Raw genomic sequence first — 16,583 nt, 5'->3', positions numbered from 1 at the left:
GGGTGAGAGGTGAAAGGATGAATAAACAACAATGTCCAGTTTGTGGTGAGCAAAACAACTGTGGGCTTGAAGAGAGCAAGCTCAAGGATTGTTGGTGCTTCCATATTGGTGGTATCCCACAAACGCTCTTAGAATTAATTCCTCAGGAGAATAGGGGAAAAAGTTGTGTTTGTGAGAGATGTATAAGAAAATATAAAAAGTGAGATGTATATATTTTACATTCAGGAGGAGTTTGCTCGCTTGATAGCGAATAGAAAATGGAGAAATATTAGGAGGTATTGTGTGTGCAAAAAGTCCGAACTGAAATGTTTGAGTGGATCAAAGCATTGATAATTGCACTAATTATTTCTTTTCTTATCCGTATTTTCATCTTTTCTCCTGTCGTTGTAGATGGGGCTTCAATGGAACCGACATTACATGACCAAAGCCGAGTTGTTATGAGTAAATTAGGTGAACCTGACCGCTTTGATATTGTAGTCTTTGATAGTGATGGAGAGCGTAATTTTATTAAAAGAGTAATTGGCCTGCCAGGAGATGAAATTACTTATGAAAATGATCATTTATACATAAATGGTAAGGAATACGATGAACCTTATTTAGATGAGTTAAAAGAAGCACTAGAAAGAGGCATGCTTACAGATGATTTTGAGCTCAAAGATACGAAAGTAAGTCAAACCGTTGTTCCTGAAGGGCATTATTTTGTATTAGGAGATAACCGAAAACGAAGTCTTGATAGTAGGGTCATAGGTGTCATCTCTGAAGAAAGAATCCTTGGGAAAGCCAAAGCGGTTATTTGGCCGATGGATCATATGGAAGTCGTTAAATAAGGGAGAAGGAAAAACCTAGTTTGTTGATTCGCTAGGTTTTTTTCGTGAATAGAACTTTATTGATAACGTCATGTTAGGTTCTAACATTCACTCGAAAAAATGTTAAACTATAACATATCAAAATAATTAGGAGTCGAAAAAACAGTGAAAAGGATAGTATCGGCGATGGAAGTGGCGAGGTTGGCAAATGTTTCGCAGTCAACTGTATCAAGAGTATTTACTCCAGGTGCAAGCGTGTCCGAGAAGACGAGACAGCGAGTGCTTGAGGTGGCTGAGCAGTTAAACTATCAGCCGAATGCTCTTGCACGAAGTCTTATAACGAAACGAACAAATATGATTGGATTAGCAATGAAGGATATTCAAAACCCATTTTACCATGAAGTATTAGGGATTTTTACGAACAAGCTAAAAGCGAAGGGATATTCAGTTTTATTTGTCTATACAGAAAATGAAGAGATACAGCAAGAGGAAATCAATCATTTTCTTGAATATAATGTCGAGGGGATTATAATTACAGATGCAATGCTCTCATCTAACATTGTGACTAAACTAAAAAATAATCATATTCCAGTGACATTGTTTAATCGCTATGATAAGAATCTTGAGTGTAATTCTGTCAGTTGTGATAATATCAATGCAGCAAATGAAATAGCAAAATATGTCGATCGCCTGTACTGTGAAAAAATCGTCTTTATTACAGGTAAAATAAATACATCAACTAGTCAGGAAAGACAAGAAGGTTTTGTTAATTACTTCAAAAACAAAGGAATCCCCGTCAAGATTCTTGAAGGTGACTATACATACGAGAAAGCCTTTTTCTTAACAAAAGAATTGATTGAAAAAGAGTATGTACCAGATGTGATATTTGGGGCTAATGATATTACGGCATTAGGTGCTCTTGATGCATTGAAAAGCAAGGAAATAAAGGTGCCAGAACAGACAATGGTGATTGGTTTTGATGATATCAAAATGTCCTCTTGGCCTAATTATAATCTTTCTACATGGGTTCAACCTATTGAAGAGATGGTGGATGAAACCATTCGCCTCCTTGAACGAAATCAGCGGGAAACCGGGCATAAGACAGTGAAGGTTCAAGGTAAGTTTATCCATCGTCAAACGACAAAATAAAAGAAGGAAAGTCCTTGCAGCCCAAGGATTTTTCTTTATGTAAAAATTTCTGAATATAGGAAAATAACAAAATATATATTTGACAAATGAAAACGCTTCATTTATCATCTATTTCATAACCTTTGCATACGTATGCAAAACAAAATGATATTTTTTTTAAAAGTTTTTGCATACGTATGCAAAAATCCAGAAAGTGAGGAAATGAATGATGGTCATTTACCTAAAAAGAGGAAAAGTAGAAGAGGATATTCAACAAGAAGATTTAAAAGTTTCTGAGATTGTAAGAAACACAATTAATAAAATTGAAAGAGAAGGGGATCAGGCTTTAAAAGAACTATCGGAAAAATTTGATAAATGGTCTCCAGAAACTTTTCGGTTAAGTGAGCAACAAATAGAGGAGATTTGCGCTTCGATTCCTGAACAAACTATTTTAGATATTGAGTTTGCTCAAAATAACATTAGGAATTTTGCCGAAGAGCAACGAAAATCAATGAAAGACATTGAAGTTGAAACAATGCCAGGTGTTATTTTAGGTCATAAGAATATTCCAGTTAATAGTGTAGGTTGTTATATCCCAGGTGGACGTTATCCAATGGTGGCTTCAGCGCATATGAGTGTTTTAACTGCGAAAGTTGCTGGGGTAAAAAGGGTCATCGCTTGTACTCCTCCCATCAATGGAGAAATCCCTGCAGCAACTGTGTACGCTATGCATAAAGCAGGAGCAGATGAAATTTATATTTTAGGTGGAATTCAGGCAATGGCTGGTATGGCAATTGGCACGGAAACAATGGAAGCGGTTGATATGATTGTTGGTCCAGGAAATGCTTTTGTTGCAGAAGCCAAACGTCAATTATATGGTCGCGTGGGTATCGATTTATTCGCTGGACCTACGGAAACACTAGTCGTGGCTGATGAAACCAGTGATCCTGAAATGATTGCTACTGACTTATTAGGTCAAGGAGAGCATGGACCGACATCTCCAGGTGCATTAATCACTACCTCTAAAAAAATTGCAGAGGAAACAGTGAAGGAAATTGAACGCCAATTAAAGATATTACCGACTGCTGATGTAGCACGTGTTTCTTGGAATGATTATGGACAAATCCTTTTAGTTGAGGACGAGCAGGAAGCTTTAACAGAAGCAGATAGACTTGCATTTGAACATGTAGAGATATTAACGAAAAACCCAGACTTCTTTTTAGAGAATATGACGAATTATGGCTGCTTGTTCTTAGGACCAGAAACGAATGTAGCATACGGTGATAAGGTGATTGGTACCAACCATACACTACCAACAAAAGGGGCAGCCAAATATACTGGTGGCTTGTGGGTAGGCAAGTTTCTTAAAACAGTGACCTATCAAAAGGTAACATCAAAAGAACAAAGTGCCTATATTGGTGAATATGCTGCACGTTTATGTCAATTAGAAAATTTCGCAGGACATGCAGAACAAGCTTTACTACGTGTGAGAAGATACGGAAATCAACAGTAAATGAGCTTTTAACTAGATAAAAAGCAGGTGATATTCAATGTTAAGTATGATCGGTTTAATTGGTGGATTAGTCTTACTTACTGTCCTTGTGATGCGTGGGATGAACCTTTTAATTGTGGCGCCACTTTCAGCACTGTTTGTTGCAGTGCTGAATGGTGTTCCGTTATTTCCACAGTTTGCAGGTAAGGATGAAGTAGATTTCATTACGGGTTATATGGATGGTTTTGCCGGTTTCATTACTTCATGGTACTTGATGTTTTTAGCCGGGGCTATATTTGGGAAGGTAATGGAAGATAGCGGTGCTGCTGAAAGCGTTTCCCATTGGATTGTAACAAAAATCGGGATGAAGCATGCTGTGCTTGCAGTAGTCCTTTCTTGTGCAGTATTAACCTATGGTGGTGTTAGTTTATTCGTAGTTGCCTTTGCTGTTTACCCGATGGCAGTAAGTTTGTTTAAAGAAGCCGATTTACCTCGGCGATTTATTCCGGCTGCACTTGCTTTTGGGTCAACAACTTTTACAATGACATCTGCAGGTTCACCAGAAATACAAAACTGGATTCCAATTCCTTATTTAGGGACAAACCCATATGCCGGATGGGAAGTTAGTATAATAACAGCGATATTTATGCTTATATTTGGCTATTGGTTATTGATGAAAGTGATACGAAGGGCGGTAAGGAAGGGAGAAAAATTTGTTGGAAGAGATACAGATAACAATGAAATAAGAAGTGAATTACCTCATCCTTTATTAAGCCTTATTCCTTTATTAGTTGTTCTTATTGTTGCCTTTGTTTTCCACGATTCTTTAGCGCAATCCGCATTAATTCTTGCCTTAACAGGTGGTGTTATAGCTACATGGCTACTTAATCGTAAATATTTCAGAAATTTCTGGGAAGCTGTGGGAGAAGGAACAATGGGAGCTCTTATAGCAATTGGAAATACGGCTGCTGTTGTTGGTTTTGGCGGTGTAGCAAAAATCACACCTGCGTTTTCTTCTGCTGTAGATTTTATGACCAGTATTCCCGGTTCACCATTAATTGGAGGGGCATTGTCTGTTATGGTTATCGCTGGATTAACCGGTTCCTCATCTGGCGGGCAAACAATTGCTTTACCAATCTTAGCACCTCATTATTTAGATATGGGTGTGAATGCAGAAGCGCTCCATAGAACGGTATCCTTATCTTCAGGTACGCTTGATTCATTACCACATGGAGGATATGCGGTGACAACCATTCGTTCTATTGCTGGAGAAACGCATAAAGATGCTTATCCCGCATTCGGTTTAATGACTGTAGTGGTACCAATTGCTGCTGTTGTACTAGCGGTTATTCTATTTTCTTTCGGTGTTGGTGTATAATCTAGAAAAAAGTAAATAGATTCATAGGAGGTTATCGTCATATCTTATTTTGTGGCAATTCTGCATATGGTAGATATTGAGAAAAGTAAGGAGATTCGTCCAGATCACCTAGCGTATTTAAACAAACTGGAGAAAGAACAGAAAATCTTCGCCAAAGGTCCCTTTGCTGATGGAACTGGTGGGCTAGTCGTATACAATGCCGATAGTTACGATGAAGCAATGACATTAGCAGAAAATGACCCATATATTGTCCATCATGCTCGTCGATTAGAGCTAAAGGAATGGTCTATCATCGAGTAGTCATATATTGGAATAAGAACATGCATATCTATGTATGTTCTTTTTTTTGTTTGAAGAGTAGATAGGAAGTAGGTGCTGGATTGGATAACGGCGATGTGAACAACCGATTATATGATCTGTTCTCACCACTGTCTTTACCGTATATCCATAAAGTTTAAGCGTATTTTACATTATTATACGGGAATCTAATATTTCCTTCATATTCCAAAAGTATCATGAATATATAACAAGTGGATAGACTTGCCTTCTTTCAAAAAGCCGTATATTCGACGAGTAAAGGGTTTTTTACTTCATCGGTATATGGCTTTCTTTAGGGGGCGGTATAAGGGGTGAGAGAATATGCGTGCTTTGGAATTAAAACAGATGAGAAAGTCTTACCAAGCGGATATAGAAGTGTTAAAAGGGATTGATATAGTGATTGAGCCTGGGGAATTTTTTGTGTTAGTCGGGCCCTCTGGTTGTGGAAAAAGTACGTTGTTAAGGATGATTGCTGGATTAGAGGAAATAAGTAGTGGTGAGCTTTATATTGGCGGGGCTTATGCAAATAAGTTAAAGCCAAGTAAGAGAGAATTATCTATGGTGTTTCAAAATTATGCTCTGTTTCCTCATATGACAGTTGAACAAAACATTGCCTTTGGTCTACATGTGAAAAAACTGACGAAAGTTGAACAATCACAGAGGTGTAAGGAAGCGGCAGAAATGCTTGGACTCACACCATATTTGAAAAGGAAACCAAGGGAATTATCGGGTGGTCAAAGGCAGCGTGTAGCACTCGCTAGAGCAATCGTTACACAAGATCCTATATGTTTAATGGATGAACCACTTTCAAATCTTGATGCAAAATTGAGAACAAAAATGCGTTCAGAGATAAGGCAGTTACAAAGAAAATTGGGTATTACGATGATTTATGTCACACATGATCAAACAGAGGCGATGACGATGGCCGATCGCATGATGATTTTAAATCAAGGTGAAGTGCAACAAGTGGGGAAGCCGCTTGATATTTATAATCACCCGGCGAATACGTTTGTGGCATCCTTTATTGGTGCACCGCCGATGAATATGGTGAATGGATATATTCAAAATGGAAATGTCCATCTGCCATGCGATACAACGCTCCCGCAAATTCATCATAATTTAACCGGTGAATTCACGATTGGAATTAGACCTGAGCATTTAGTAAGAGCAACGAATACGGATGAGGCCACATTGCAAGCTATCGTTACAAATGTAGAAATGCTTGGGACAGAAACATTAATTAATTTTCAGTTAACGGATAAATTGCAGTGGACAGCAAGGTGGCAAGGTCAACATGCGATCCCTTTAGGAGAGAAGGTTTCTTTTGCTATCAAAACAGAGGACTTAGTTTTCTTTGATGATCAAACGAAACAGAATACTTTTCTTGAAGGTGTGGAGGTGATTTAGTTTTATGTCATCACTTAATATGAACGTTGACCCAAAGCGGCCAACTTTAAGAAAAAATCGATTTTCCCTTGCATCTTTTGAAGGCTGGTTATATGTACTACCATCTTTTATTTTATTTATTATTTTTCTCTTTTATCCGATGGTTAGGACGGTATATTTGAGCTTTTTCTATACTGATACACAAGGAAAACCGTTGTCTTTTGCAGGTTGGGAGAACTTTACTACATTGCTTTCTTCAACTAGTTTTTTAACAAGTGCTAAGGCCACTTTCTTATTCGTTTTATACACGGTACCAGTTGGTGTGATTCTCGCTCTTGCTTTGGCTTTACTAGCTAATCAGAAATTGAAAGGCATTGGTTTCTTTAGAACCATCTTTTCCTCAACGATGGGCATGAGCGTAGCTGCCTCATCAGTCATATGGATGTTTATTTATAACCCTTCGATTGGCATAGCGAACAAAATACTAAACGTTTTTGGTTTTGCTGATATGCATTTCTTATTAGATCCGAATACTGCGTTGCTCTCAGTCGCAATCGCGACGATTTGGATGAATACAGGGTTTACGTTTCTCATTTTGCTAGGGGGTTTACAAAATATCGATTCCCAATTATATGAAAGCGCAAGAATTGCTGGGGTAAGTACTTCTTATTCCTTTAGAAAAATCACACTCCCAATGCTATCACCAACACTTTTCTTTGTTCTTACAGTGACGATGATTAATTCATTTCAGTCATTTGGGCAAATCGATATTTTGACAAAGGGAGGACCAATCGATTCAACCAATGTGATTGTGTATTCCATTTATAAAGATGCCTTCATTAACTATAATATTGGTTCTGCCAGCGCACAGGCGGTTCTTCTCTTTCTATGTGTCTTCATCTTGACAGTGATCCAGTTCAAGCTCGGTGAGAGGAAGGTGCATTATCAATGACAATCGGGAAGAAAATCTTATTATATTTAGTCCTTATTCTCTCAGGTTTTATCATGTTTTTTCCCATTGTCTACGCTTTTATGATTAGTTTTATGCAAGGGGGAGAAGTTCTGCAAGGAAAGCTCATACCAGAAAACTTTACACTAACCAACTATCTGAATGCTTTCGAAAAGGTTCCGTTACTGCGGTATTTGATCAATAGCTTGGTCGTATCCACAGTCATTATGTTGGGACAATTACTACTCTGCAGTTTAGCAGCCTTTGCTTTTGTTTTTACAAAATTTAAAGGGAAAAACCTTTTGTTTATGCTTTTTATTTCCACGATGATGATTCCTTGGGAAGCGACGATGGTACCAAATTTTCAAACGATACAATCACTGGGATGGTTAAATAGTTTTCCAGGATTAACGATTCCTTTCTTCGCTATGGCCTTTGGGACTTTTCTGCTTAGACAACAATTTAAGACGATTCCTATTGAATTATATGAAGCTTCCCAGGTTTCGGGGGTGAGTCGCTTTAAGTTCTTCTTAACGGTTGTCTTGCCGATTTCGAAAACTAGTTTAATAACGCTCGGAATCTATTGCTTTTTGACGGCTTGGAATATGTACTTATGGCCATTGCTTGTCACGAATGATGAAAAGGTAAGGACCGTCCAAATTGGCTTAAAGCAGATGCAGACACAAGAAATTGCCTCTGAATGGGGGGTGGTAATGGCAGGGGTGATGCTCGTCATTTTGCCAACTTTACTATTAATCTTTGTTGGTCAAAAACGTTTACAAGAAGGGTTAACTAGAGGAGCAATAAAGTAGAAGTGGGGAGAGGATGAAAAGAATGAAGAAGCTTTGGGTGGTCAGTATCTTATGTATGCTCATATTCATGACGGCATGTTCAAATGATTCGGCAAATACAGAGGAAGCTAGTGAAGATGGAAAAACAGAAGTGATATTTTGGCATTCGATGAGTGGCGAGCTTGAGCATGTTGTGCAAGAAGTAGCTGATGGTTTCAATGCGGAACAAGATGAGATTACAGTTACACCTGTTTTTCAAGGGACATATGAAGAAGCGATTACGAAGTTTAATACGGTAGCTGGAACAGAAGATGCCCCAGCAATCATGCAAACTTTTGAAGTCGGGACGAAATATATGATTGATTCAGGGAAAATACAACCAGTGCAGAAATTTATTGATGATGAAGGATACGATATGAATCAATGGGAGAAGAATATCACTAATTATTATTCTGTAGATGACACGCAATATTCGATGCCATTCAATTCATCCACTCCGGTACTTATTTACAATAAAGATGCTTTTAAAGAAGCTGGATTAGATCCAGAGAAAGCGCCTGAGACGTATAGTGAGTTAAAAGAGGCAGCTAAGAAATTAACGAACGATGACCAAGTGGGCTTTTCAATTTTAAATTACGGCTGGTTTATTGAGGAATTAATCGCGGTCCAAGGTGGATTATTTGTTGATAATGATAACGGACGTACTGGTAATGCGGAAAAGGCAGTATTTAATGGTGAAGAAGGGCTAAAAGTCTTTGAATTAATTAGTGAGATGCATAAAGAAGGTACCTTCTATAATACTGGACAAAATTGGGATGATATCCGGGCCGCTTTCCAATCTGGCAAAATTGCTATGTACCTAGATTCATCAGCAGGTATTAGAGCGACAGTTGATAATGCACCGTTTGAGGTCGGTGCAGGATATTTACCTGTACCGGATGGAGTAGACAGACAAGGGGTAATTATTGGCGGCGCTTCTTTATGGATGGCGAAAGATATTGATGAGGAAAAACAGCGTGCTGCATGGGAATTCATGAAATATGTGACCACTCCTGACGTACAGGCACAATGGCATTTAAAGTCAGGTTATTTTTCTATTAACCCAGCAGCCTATGACTTACCGGTTGTACAAGAAGAGTGGGAGAAGTATCCACAGCTAAAAGTAACGGTTGATCAGTTGAAAAATACAATTCCATCTGAGGCGACTCAAGGGGCATTAATTTCTGTCTTCCCAGAAGCGCGTCAAAAAGTTGTGAGTGCAATGGAAAGCCTATATCAAGGTGTTGAACCGAAAGAAGCATTGGATCGTGCGGCAGCAGAAATAGATCAGTCATTAGAGGCAGCGAACAGAAAAAATGGGAGTCAGTGAGAGGGTGGATGAAGTTTCTATTTATGCTCATCGAGGAATGAGTGGTACCTTTCCTGAAAATACAATGACTGCATTCCAAGCTGCCTTAGATGCTGGAGTTGAGGGAATCGAATTAGATGTGCAAATGAGTAAGGACGGCCACCTAGTCATTATTCACGATGAACAAATCAATCGTACTACGAATGGCAAGGGTTATGTTAAAGATTTAACTTTAGAAGAACTCCTTGGCTTAGATGCAGGAGGATGGTTTTCTTCTGATTTTATCGGCGAGGGTTTACCATCACTTCAACTAGTATTAGAGTGGCTTGTAGAGGAGGGCAATGACCTTACATTAAATATAGAATTAAAGAACGATATCATTGCTTATGAGGGGATGGAAAGAAAAGTTTTAGATTTGATTGATCGGTACCAAATACAAGACCGAGTAATTATTTCTTCATTTAATGCATCTAGTTTAAAGAAAGTAAAAGCGATAAATCCGAATATCTCGGTTGGTTATTTAATTGCTGGTGTGAAACATGAAGCTATTAAAGTAGCAAGGGATATCGGTGCCGATGCCATTCATTGTCAACCAAGTTTCGCTCTTTCTACTTATGGAAGAGAAGCGATAGAAAAAGGATATCCTCTTCGTGTCTATACCGTAAACGAAAGAGCAGTAAAGGAACAATTAGTTGAAACAGGTGTCGAGGTCATTATGACAGACGTACCCGAACAACTTAAATAAAAAGTAAGGCAAGTGTAGTGTGATTGTATGCTCCCCTTTAGTAGACAGATTTTTAAAAAATCTGTCTACTAAAGGGGAGTATTTTTCGTGTCTAAAAGAGTTTTTACTCCGGAATTTAAAATTGAAGTTTTACAAGCATAAATAAGGAAGCTTTAGTTAGTGTGATAAGATAGGATTCAGGTGTAAATAGCAAACTGTTATTAAAGAGGAGGGCTGAATATTGTCTGCAATATGGGATAGCGATGTTGAAGTTACTATAGACGAAGCACAACAAATAATTAGGGAACAGTTTCCGATACTTGAACCTGTCACTATTCAAGAGAGCGGTGAAGGGTGGGATAATAAAGTCTTCGTTGTAAATGAATCGGTCATTTTTAGATTTCCACGAAGAAAAATTGCTGTGCCCTTAATAGAAAGAGAAAATAGATGGTTACCACAATTAAAGCAACACTTACACAGTAATCTTCAAATTTCTACACCTATATATATTGGTCAACCAAGTAGTAAGTTTCCATACCCATTCACAGGTTATCCGTTGATTAAGGGTGTTTCTATCAATGAACGAGAGATAAGCGCGGAAGATCGTGGCGCTATCGTTGAGGACATTGCCTTATTTTTAAAAGCCCTTCATCAAATACCAAGTAGTCATTTTCATGGAATCATAGGGGATGAAATTGGTAGGCTAGACGTTCATGCAAAAAAACTAGAAGTTATTCAACGATTAGAATGGATGGAGGCAAATGAAGTTATTGACTCGCGAAAACCTTTTTTAGCCATCATTCAACTAGCAATAAATACGAGTGTAACGGCAAGGAATACATTGGTTCATGGGGATTTTTATTTCCGCAACTTTCTGATTTGTAATAATTTGCGGCTTGCAGGTGTAATCGATTTTGGAGATATGCATCTTGGCCATCGGGCGGTTGATTTAGCTGTTGCTTATACGTTCGTTCCATCATATATGAGGGAACGCTTTTTTTCTATTTATGGTGCAATTGATAAAGAAACGGAATCGTTAGCTATGTTCAGAGGGTTGCATGTGATGTGCTATTTACTTTTTTATGGGATGGATAAACAGGATGAAGGCATTATAAGAGAAGCGAAAGTAGGGTTAGCGAATCTCATTTCCAATCATTAATAGCTAGCTTAAAGATTAAAAATACGCTAAAATACAAGGGTTATCAATTTAGTTAGAACATTTGAATGCTACCATTAGTAACTCGCCAATGGGTGAGTTTTCTTTTTGTGTCATGAAGTAAGAGAGGAAGGAGTTTTTTATAATGAAGAAGTTATTTTCGACCTATCGTACGACTATTTTGTTATTAGCTGCTATTCTTATTGGTGGTATAGCAGGGGTAGTGTTCGGGCCTGCGACATCTGTTGTGAAACCTTTTGGAGATCTATTTTTAAATTTAATGTTTATGATTATTGTTCCACTCGTCTTTTTTAGTATAGCATCGGCGATTGCGAATATTAGTGGGATGAAACGTTTAGGTAAAATTATGGGAAGTACATTCCTCGTTTTCTTTTTAACAGCAGTCGTTTCTGCTGTATTAGGATTCGCAGGTACCTCTCTATTCGATCCATTAAAAGAAACGGATACTTCAAGTATTATTGCTATGATGGATGAGGCGGAAGTGGCAGAAGAGGAACCTGAGAATATTTCGTTACTTGCAAAACTAGTTGAGACGGTGACCGTTAATGATTTCCATCTTTTATTCTCTAAAAGCAATATGTTACAGCTTATTGTTTTCGCCATCTTATTTGGCTTGGCTACCGCACTAGTAGGTGAGAAAGGCAGACCAATGGCTACCTTCTTACAATCAGGCACAGATATTATGATGAAAATTGTAAAGATTGTTATGTATTATGCGCCGATTGGTCTAGGGTGTTATTTTGCAACGATTATTGGTGAATTAGGACCGCAGATTTTAGGTGGGTATGTTCGTGCTTTTGTTTTATATCTAGGTATAACACTTGTCTATTATTTTGGCTTTTTCACATTGTATGCCTTTATTGCTGGTGGGAAAGAGGGAATCAGTGTATTTTGGAAAAATGCGATTTCACCCTCAGTGACTGCAATTGCAACATGTTCAAGTGCGGCAAGTATTCCAGTGAATCTTGACGCGACGAAGAAAATGGGCGTACCTAAAGATATTGCTGAAACAGTTATCCCATTAGGAGCAAACACCCATAAAGATGGCTCAGTTTTTGGTGGCGTGATTAAGATTGTTTTTATATTTAGCTTGTTTGGGCAAAGTATGACAGATTTGCCAACAATATTAAGTATCATTGCTGTCGCCTTTTTAGTAGGTGCGGTTATGGGAGCGATACCTAGTGGGGGATTAATTGGTGAAATGCTCATCTTGAGTGTATTTGGATTTCCGCCTGAAGTACTGCCGATTATAGCTGTGATCAGTACAATTATTGATGCGCCAGCCACACTTCTGAACTCAACAGGTAATACGGTGTGCGCGATGATGGTTAGTAGATTAGTAGAGGGAAAAGATTGGTTGAAAAAGGCGCTCCATGTAAAAACAGTTTAATTTAAAAAAATTTATAAAAATAGGTTTATAGTTTTAGGTGATTGGGTATAAGAATTCTGGTATCATATTTTGGGGAAAGTGATACTCACAATGTTGATGATTAGGAGAAAATGCGGATGAAATCATTTTACGAGTACTTTAAGGAGAAAACTTGGGATTTAACAGAGAATTGGTATGCGGAATTAGATAAGAGTAAAGATGGTGTCTATAGCACAACAGACGATTCTCAAATTACTACATTAAAGAAACAAAATCATGCATTCCATGAAATCTTTGCAGAGTTATTTAACACAGAATCTGAGGCACCAACAGAAGCATTCGATGAATGGGTTACTTCTATTGCAAAGGACCCTGCCCATTTAAGCACGCCCTTAGATGAAATCATTAGTGAATTTCTTAGTGTGCAAGAGCAATATTTCGATGTAGTTCAATATTATATTGAGGAATCAACGACGGTGTTATCACATAAAGAAGTTAACACGCTTAATCGATTGATTTCGCAATCATTTAGAAAAATTATGAGTGAATTTAGTAGAAGAAATATCGAAGAATCTAATCGTATGTTAAAAGCACAGCAAGAGATGATTATTGAACTTAGTACACCAGTGATAAAAATTAAACAGGATGTAGCTATTCTCCCTCTAGTTGGAGATATTGATACTCATCGTGCGCAAGTCATTTTTGATAAAACACTCGAACAATGTAACGATATGCAAATTGAAGAGCTTGTGATTGATTTATCTGGCGTAGCAATCATAGATACAATGGTGGCTGCTCAAATTTTTCAGGTTATAGATGGCTTGAAATTAATTGGTACCGTCGCCAGTCTTTCAGGTATTCGACCAGAAATTGCGCAAACAGCTGTTCAATTAGGTATTAATTTCCGTAATATTAAAATCTATTCTTCATTGGCACAAGCCATTCATCATACAAAGACATTATAAATAGTTAAAATAAAATAGAACATGAAAAATTTTTCGTGTTCTATTTTATTTTCATAGTGAGTGAACCTGTTTTCTTTTCTCTTACAAACCTAGGTTCTTTTATATCATTTAGGTCTTAATGTACGATCTTCTCGTGAACAATTTCTTCTTCACTCAAATCTGATGGATCATAAGTTGGCGTACTTGTTAGTTCTTCTAGGAGAGTTTCCTGATCGTCATTACCTAGATAAATATGAAAATGAGCGCTTGGTGTTGAATATATATGATGGTCACTACATTGCACAAACTTTGGTGCGGCTTGATCTCCATCCACTCGTTTGAACAAATACTGAACCCCCTGATTACCAGCTTCATAAGTAAGGATCTTTAATCCATCCTATTCTATGTTCCAGAAAGTGTAGTTTCTTCATGATGAAATATCATTTTTTCACCAGCTATTTCTATTCTATCAATCTCTGTTTTGTAACCTACTGTATAATGCTCTTTGTATTTTTTTCTACATGCTCTTTAACTTTGTGCTGTTATACCTCATCAAGTGTTCCAGATTACCAGTCTCCTTCCCAATCAGAAAGGGAGCGGTCTTTTACTTGGTCCTCACCGAAAAATCCTTCATAAATTTGCTGGTCATTGTCTTCTTGGTGATGACTATGACCACGAGTATCTGTTTCATCTACAGCCTAATTTTTTGCAGATGAATCTGTGACTTCCTTCACTGCACAAGCAGCTAAAATAAATAGATGGAAGCTCCCAAAGAAAATAAATTTCATTTTTTCATTTTGTTCTCTCATTTTTCGTAATCCTTCTTTTTTTGCACTTGTTGATATATTTTGGTATGCAGTTTTTTTTATATAAGCAGAGGGGTTAAGTGGTGTAGAAGTAGCTGACATTGGGCGTCAATGGATTGGTAATTCCGAATACGTCTTTGGTGGTGGAAGAAACCAAAGTGATATTGAAGCAGGGCGCTTTGATTGTTCAAGCTTTGTACATTGGGCTTTTGATCAAGTTGGTGTAAATCTCGGGCCGTTAACATCAACTACTACTGATACATTAAAGAACCTTGGTAAAACCGTATCACTAAAAGAAGCGAAACCAGGAGACCTTGTTTTCTTCAATACCTATAAAGACGATGGGCATGTAGGTATTTATATAGGAGATGGAAGATTCATAGGTGCTCAAACGAGTAAAGGTGTGGCAATTGAAGATATGACAAGTGGGTATTGGAAAGATACATTTAACGGTAGAGTGAAGCGACTTTAAAGGAGGAAAAATCAAATGATTATGTCGACAGGGGATATTAAAGAAAAATATGAAGTATTAGATGTTTACCATAATTACATCACAACACCTGTAAAAGAGAACAAATTAATTAGTTTTACAAAAGAAAAAGACCTCATTTCGGAGGCATTTAATAAAATTAATTTGCAAGTGATGGAATACGCTGAAAGCATGGGTGGGGATGGAGTTATCCATATCCGTTATGATACTAAATTTTTTAATCAAGATAAAAATGTTATGGTTTCAGGATATGGCACTGTAATTAAATTGATTGATTAATAACTACTACGGAGCAGCCTTAATGGCTGCTTTACTATGTTTAAATCAAAAGTCATTTACATTTAAAAGATATTATCCCGTTTAAAAGAAATTAATTTCGCCACAGAGCCAATGAAGCGTTGTTAATTTCTTTTTTTGTGTAAATGAAAGGTTGTCTGCAGAGTGAACTATTCTTTGTAAAAGCGTTTTGCTGTCAGTACTCCTATATAGTTCTTTAATTTTTTAAAAATTATAAAAATATGAATAATTCCCTATTTGTGGAAAAATAAAATCGTGATATATTCTTAAAGAACAAAAAATTGAAAAAATAGAAAGGAATGGTCGAAATGAAAAAAATGCTAATAGGGGTACCGCCAGCAAAACGCGGATTTACAACGTTAAGGATATTCCAGTATTAAAAATCCCAATCTCTCAGTGATTTAAATGAGAAATTGGGATTTAATTATTCAACGATTGGGTAGTTATCTACAGTATCAGCTCATAAAAGTTGAAAGAATGCACCTTTTATCGTTGATTACATGTAGTCATAGATACACGTATTAAGGACGTGACTTGAGCCCCCAGTGGGTACAATTGATACTTTAGGCTTAGTATGTTTTCCATCAGGCAACGAGCCTATCTATCACACCTACCGCGCTAACGCTTACTGTCCTTGAAGTTTAATCTGGAAGAAGTACACTTCCACACTAAACTTCAAGGTTGTTTCTTTCTCCAGTTACCCAAGTCTATTTCCCCATACCTTTGGATACATTGAATACTATAAGAAATATCAGTATATAATGTTTCCACATAGATAGAAATCTGGTCGTTTTTGTATCATTACATACGTTAGATACGGTAGAAAAACATACTGTAGATAAGCGCCTGATTATGGAATAGTATAGAAGACTGACTAAAATACCCTTTATTAAAAATTTTAATAAAGGGTATGATCCAAAAAATTTATGCCTTTTTTTGCTTCCCATTCTTTTCTTAGGTCTTGTTTTGATAAATTTATAGCTGTTTTATCATTTTCACTCTCACCAAAACCAATAATTTTTTTATCATCTTTTTGATCATAAGAAGAATACGCGTGAAATAATCCATTTTTAAGCTTAAAAACAGCTGTTCTTATAGTATCCCCGATTTCGTCTTTAGTTTTTATATAGTAGAAGGTTGATGAAATTTGTGTCTCCATTTTTTCACACCTTTTTCAAAT

The 16,583-nt window shown here is 37.2% G+C and carries 18 protein-coding genes and 2 pseudogenes; 16 read left to right on the top strand and 4 right to left on the bottom strand.

Translation table 11 applies throughout. The features are described from left to right. Positions 1 to 17 precede the first annotated feature (17 nt). The 14 genes from MKX29_RS03875 to MKX29_RS03810 all read left to right on the top strand — a co-directional run bounded on the left by MKX29_RS03875 (position 18) and on the right by MKX29_RS03810 (position 13,831). A complete protein-coding gene (locus tag MKX29_RS03875) occupies positions 18 to 203 on the top strand; it encodes a cysteine-rich CWC family protein (RefSeq protein WP_224934812.1) in 186 nt (61 codons plus the stop codon). Positions 204 to 284: 81 nt separating this feature from the next. Continuing rightward, on the top strand, positions 285 to 827 hold the full coding sequence (lepB, locus tag MKX29_RS03870) for a signal peptidase I (protein WP_095370347.1): 543 nt from the start codon (positions 285 to 287) through the stop codon (positions 825 to 827). A 144-nt stretch (positions 828 to 971) separates the two neighbouring features. Further along, positions 972 to 1,955, top strand: a complete 984-nt coding sequence (locus tag MKX29_RS03865) for a LacI family DNA-binding transcriptional regulator (RefSeq protein ID WP_224934814.1) — start codon at positions 972 to 974, stop codon at positions 1,953 to 1,955. 208 nt (positions 1,956 to 2,163) lie between these two features. Next, complete coding sequence (gene hisD, locus MKX29_RS03860; RefSeq protein ID WP_251162838.1) at positions 2,164 to 3,447, top strand: histidinol dehydrogenase; 1,284 nt, start codon at positions 2,164 to 2,166, stop codon at positions 3,445 to 3,447. Positions 3,448 to 3,484: 37 nt separating this feature from the next. Further along, positions 3,485 to 4,804 carry a GntP family permease gene (locus MKX29_RS03855; RefSeq protein ID WP_251162695.1) on the top strand — a complete coding sequence of 440 codons (1,320 nt, stop codon included), beginning with the start codon at positions 3,485 to 3,487 and terminating at the stop codon, positions 4,802 to 4,804. Between the two features lie 39 nt (positions 4,805 to 4,843). After that, on the top strand, positions 4,844 to 5,104 hold the full coding sequence (locus MKX29_RS03850; protein ID WP_224935714.1) for a YciI family protein: 261 nt from the start codon (positions 4,844 to 4,846) through the stop codon (positions 5,102 to 5,104). A gap of 339 nt (positions 5,105 to 5,443) precedes the next feature. Continuing rightward, a complete protein-coding gene (locus tag MKX29_RS03845; RefSeq protein ID WP_224934818.1) occupies positions 5,444 to 6,529 on the top strand; it encodes an ABC transporter ATP-binding protein in 1,086 nt (361 codons plus the stop codon). Between the two features lie 19 nt (positions 6,530 to 6,548). Continuing rightward, positions 6,549 to 7,460 (top strand): carbohydrate ABC transporter permease, encoded by a 912-nt coding sequence (locus MKX29_RS03840; RefSeq protein ID WP_251162837.1) that lies wholly within the window; start codon positions 6,549 to 6,551, stop codon positions 7,458 to 7,460. Next, positions 7,457 to 8,269 (top strand): carbohydrate ABC transporter permease, encoded by an 813-nt coding sequence (locus MKX29_RS03835; RefSeq protein ID WP_224934821.1) that lies wholly within the window; start codon positions 7,457 to 7,459, stop codon positions 8,267 to 8,269. Before MKX29_RS03840 ends, MKX29_RS03835 begins: the two co-directional genes overlap by 4 nt. Before the next feature lie 22 nt (positions 8,270 to 8,291). After that, the gene (locus MKX29_RS03830; RefSeq protein ID WP_224934823.1) at positions 8,292 to 9,617 is read left to right on the top strand and encodes an ABC transporter substrate-binding protein; all 1,326 of its coding nucleotides are present in this window, start codon (positions 8,292 to 8,294) and stop codon (positions 9,615 to 9,617) included. Positions 9,618 to 9,621: 4 nt separating this feature from the next. Next, on the top strand, positions 9,622 to 10,341 hold the full coding sequence (locus tag MKX29_RS03825) for a glycerophosphodiester phosphodiesterase (RefSeq protein WP_251162694.1): 720 nt from the start codon (positions 9,622 to 9,624) through the stop codon (positions 10,339 to 10,341). Positions 10,342 to 10,561: 220 nt separating this feature from the next. Next, positions 10,562 to 11,479 (top strand): phosphotransferase, encoded by a 918-nt coding sequence (locus tag MKX29_RS03820; protein ID WP_251162693.1) that lies wholly within the window; start codon positions 10,562 to 10,564, stop codon positions 11,477 to 11,479. A 142-nt stretch (positions 11,480 to 11,621) separates the two neighbouring features. Continuing rightward, a complete protein-coding gene (locus tag MKX29_RS03815) occupies positions 11,622 to 12,887 on the top strand; it encodes a dicarboxylate/amino acid:cation symporter (RefSeq protein ID WP_251162692.1) in 1,266 nt (421 codons plus the stop codon). A 116-nt stretch (positions 12,888 to 13,003) separates the two neighbouring features. Next, positions 13,004 to 13,831: an STAS domain-containing protein gene (locus MKX29_RS03810; RefSeq protein WP_224934831.1), complete on the top strand. Its 828-nt coding sequence runs from the start codon at positions 13,004 to 13,006 to the stop codon at positions 13,829 to 13,831. 115 nt (positions 13,832 to 13,946) lie between these two features. Here MKX29_RS03810 and MKX29_RS03805 read toward each other — a convergent pair whose 3' ends face one another. The 3 genes and pseudogenes from MKX29_RS03805 to MKX29_RS24440 form a co-directional block, all read right to left on the bottom strand. Then, on the bottom strand, positions 13,947 to 14,195 hold the full coding sequence (locus MKX29_RS03805) for a ZinT/AdcA family metal-binding protein (RefSeq protein ID WP_281202960.1): 249 nt from the start codon (positions 14,193 to 14,195) through the stop codon (positions 13,947 to 13,949). Between the two features lie 17 nt (positions 14,196 to 14,212). Further along, a pseudogene (locus tag MKX29_RS24445) lies at positions 14,213 to 14,317 on the bottom strand (hypothetical protein); the annotation flags it as partial. Between the two features lie 59 nt (positions 14,318 to 14,376). After that, positions 14,377 to 14,448, bottom strand: coding sequence for a ZinT/AdcA family metal-binding protein (locus tag MKX29_RS24440; protein WP_373370939.1), 72 nt, complete (start codon positions 14,446 to 14,448; stop codon positions 14,377 to 14,379). A 271-nt stretch (positions 14,449 to 14,719) separates the two neighbouring features. Between MKX29_RS24440 and MKX29_RS03800 the strand changes: the two are divergent. Together MKX29_RS03800 and MKX29_RS03795 are read left to right on the top strand one after the other, a co-directional pair. Beyond that, positions 14,720 to 15,088: pseudogene (locus MKX29_RS03800) on the top strand (C40 family peptidase); the annotation flags it as partial. 15 nt (positions 15,089 to 15,103) lie between these two features. Then, positions 15,104 to 15,385: a heavy metal-binding domain-containing protein gene (locus MKX29_RS03795; protein ID WP_251162690.1), complete on the top strand. Its 282-nt coding sequence runs from the start codon at positions 15,104 to 15,106 to the stop codon at positions 15,383 to 15,385. Positions 15,386 to 16,301: 916 nt separating this feature from the next. Here the strand turns inward: MKX29_RS03795 and MKX29_RS03790 are convergent. Further along, positions 16,302 to 16,562: a hypothetical protein gene (locus tag MKX29_RS03790; protein ID WP_251162689.1), complete on the bottom strand. Its 261-nt coding sequence runs from the start codon at positions 16,560 to 16,562 to the stop codon at positions 16,302 to 16,304. Between the last annotated feature and the right edge of the window lie 21 nt (positions 16,563 to 16,583).

Origin of the sequence: Cytobacillus sp. FSL R7-0696 (genome assembly GCF_038006865.1) — a bacterium.
GTDB classification, from domain to species: Bacteria; Bacillota; Bacilli; order Bacillales; family Cytobacillaceae; genus Cytobacillus; species Cytobacillus kochii.
This window is presented reverse-complemented; position numbering and strand designations above follow the sequence as displayed.

Coding starts and splice junctions, on each gene's coding strand:
- MKX29_RS03875 (WP_224934812.1), top strand. CDS start 18: ATGAATAAACAACAATGTCCAGTTTGTGGTGAGCAAAACAACTGTGGG.
- hisD (WP_251162838.1), top strand. CDS start 2,164: ATGGTCATTTACCTAAAAAGAGGAAAAGTAGAAGAGGATATTCAACAA.
- MKX29_RS03855 (WP_251162695.1), top strand. CDS start 3,485: ATGTTAAGTATGATCGGTTTAATTGGTGGATTAGTCTTACTTACTGTC.
- MKX29_RS03845 (WP_224934818.1), top strand. CDS start 5,444: ATGCGTGCTTTGGAATTAAAACAGATGAGAAAGTCTTACCAAGCGGAT.
- MKX29_RS03840 (WP_251162837.1), top strand. CDS start 6,549: ATGAACGTTGACCCAAAGCGGCCAACTTTAAGAAAAAATCGATTTTCC.
- MKX29_RS03835 (WP_224934821.1), top strand. CDS start 7,457: ATGACAATCGGGAAGAAAATCTTATTATATTTAGTCCTTATTCTCTCA.
- MKX29_RS03830 (WP_224934823.1), top strand. CDS start 8,292: ATGAAGAAGCTTTGGGTGGTCAGTATCTTATGTATGCTCATATTCATG.
- MKX29_RS03815 (WP_251162692.1), top strand. CDS start 11,622: ATGAAGAAGTTATTTTCGACCTATCGTACGACTATTTTGTTATTAGCT.
- MKX29_RS03810 (WP_224934831.1), top strand. CDS start 13,004: ATGAAATCATTTTACGAGTACTTTAAGGAGAAAACTTGGGATTTAACA.
- MKX29_RS03795 (WP_251162690.1), top strand. CDS start 15,104: ATGATTATGTCGACAGGGGATATTAAAGAAAAATATGAAGTATTAGAT.
- MKX29_RS03790 (WP_251162689.1), bottom strand. CDS start 16,562: ATGGAGACACAAATTTCATCAACCTTCTACTATATAAAAACTAAAGAC.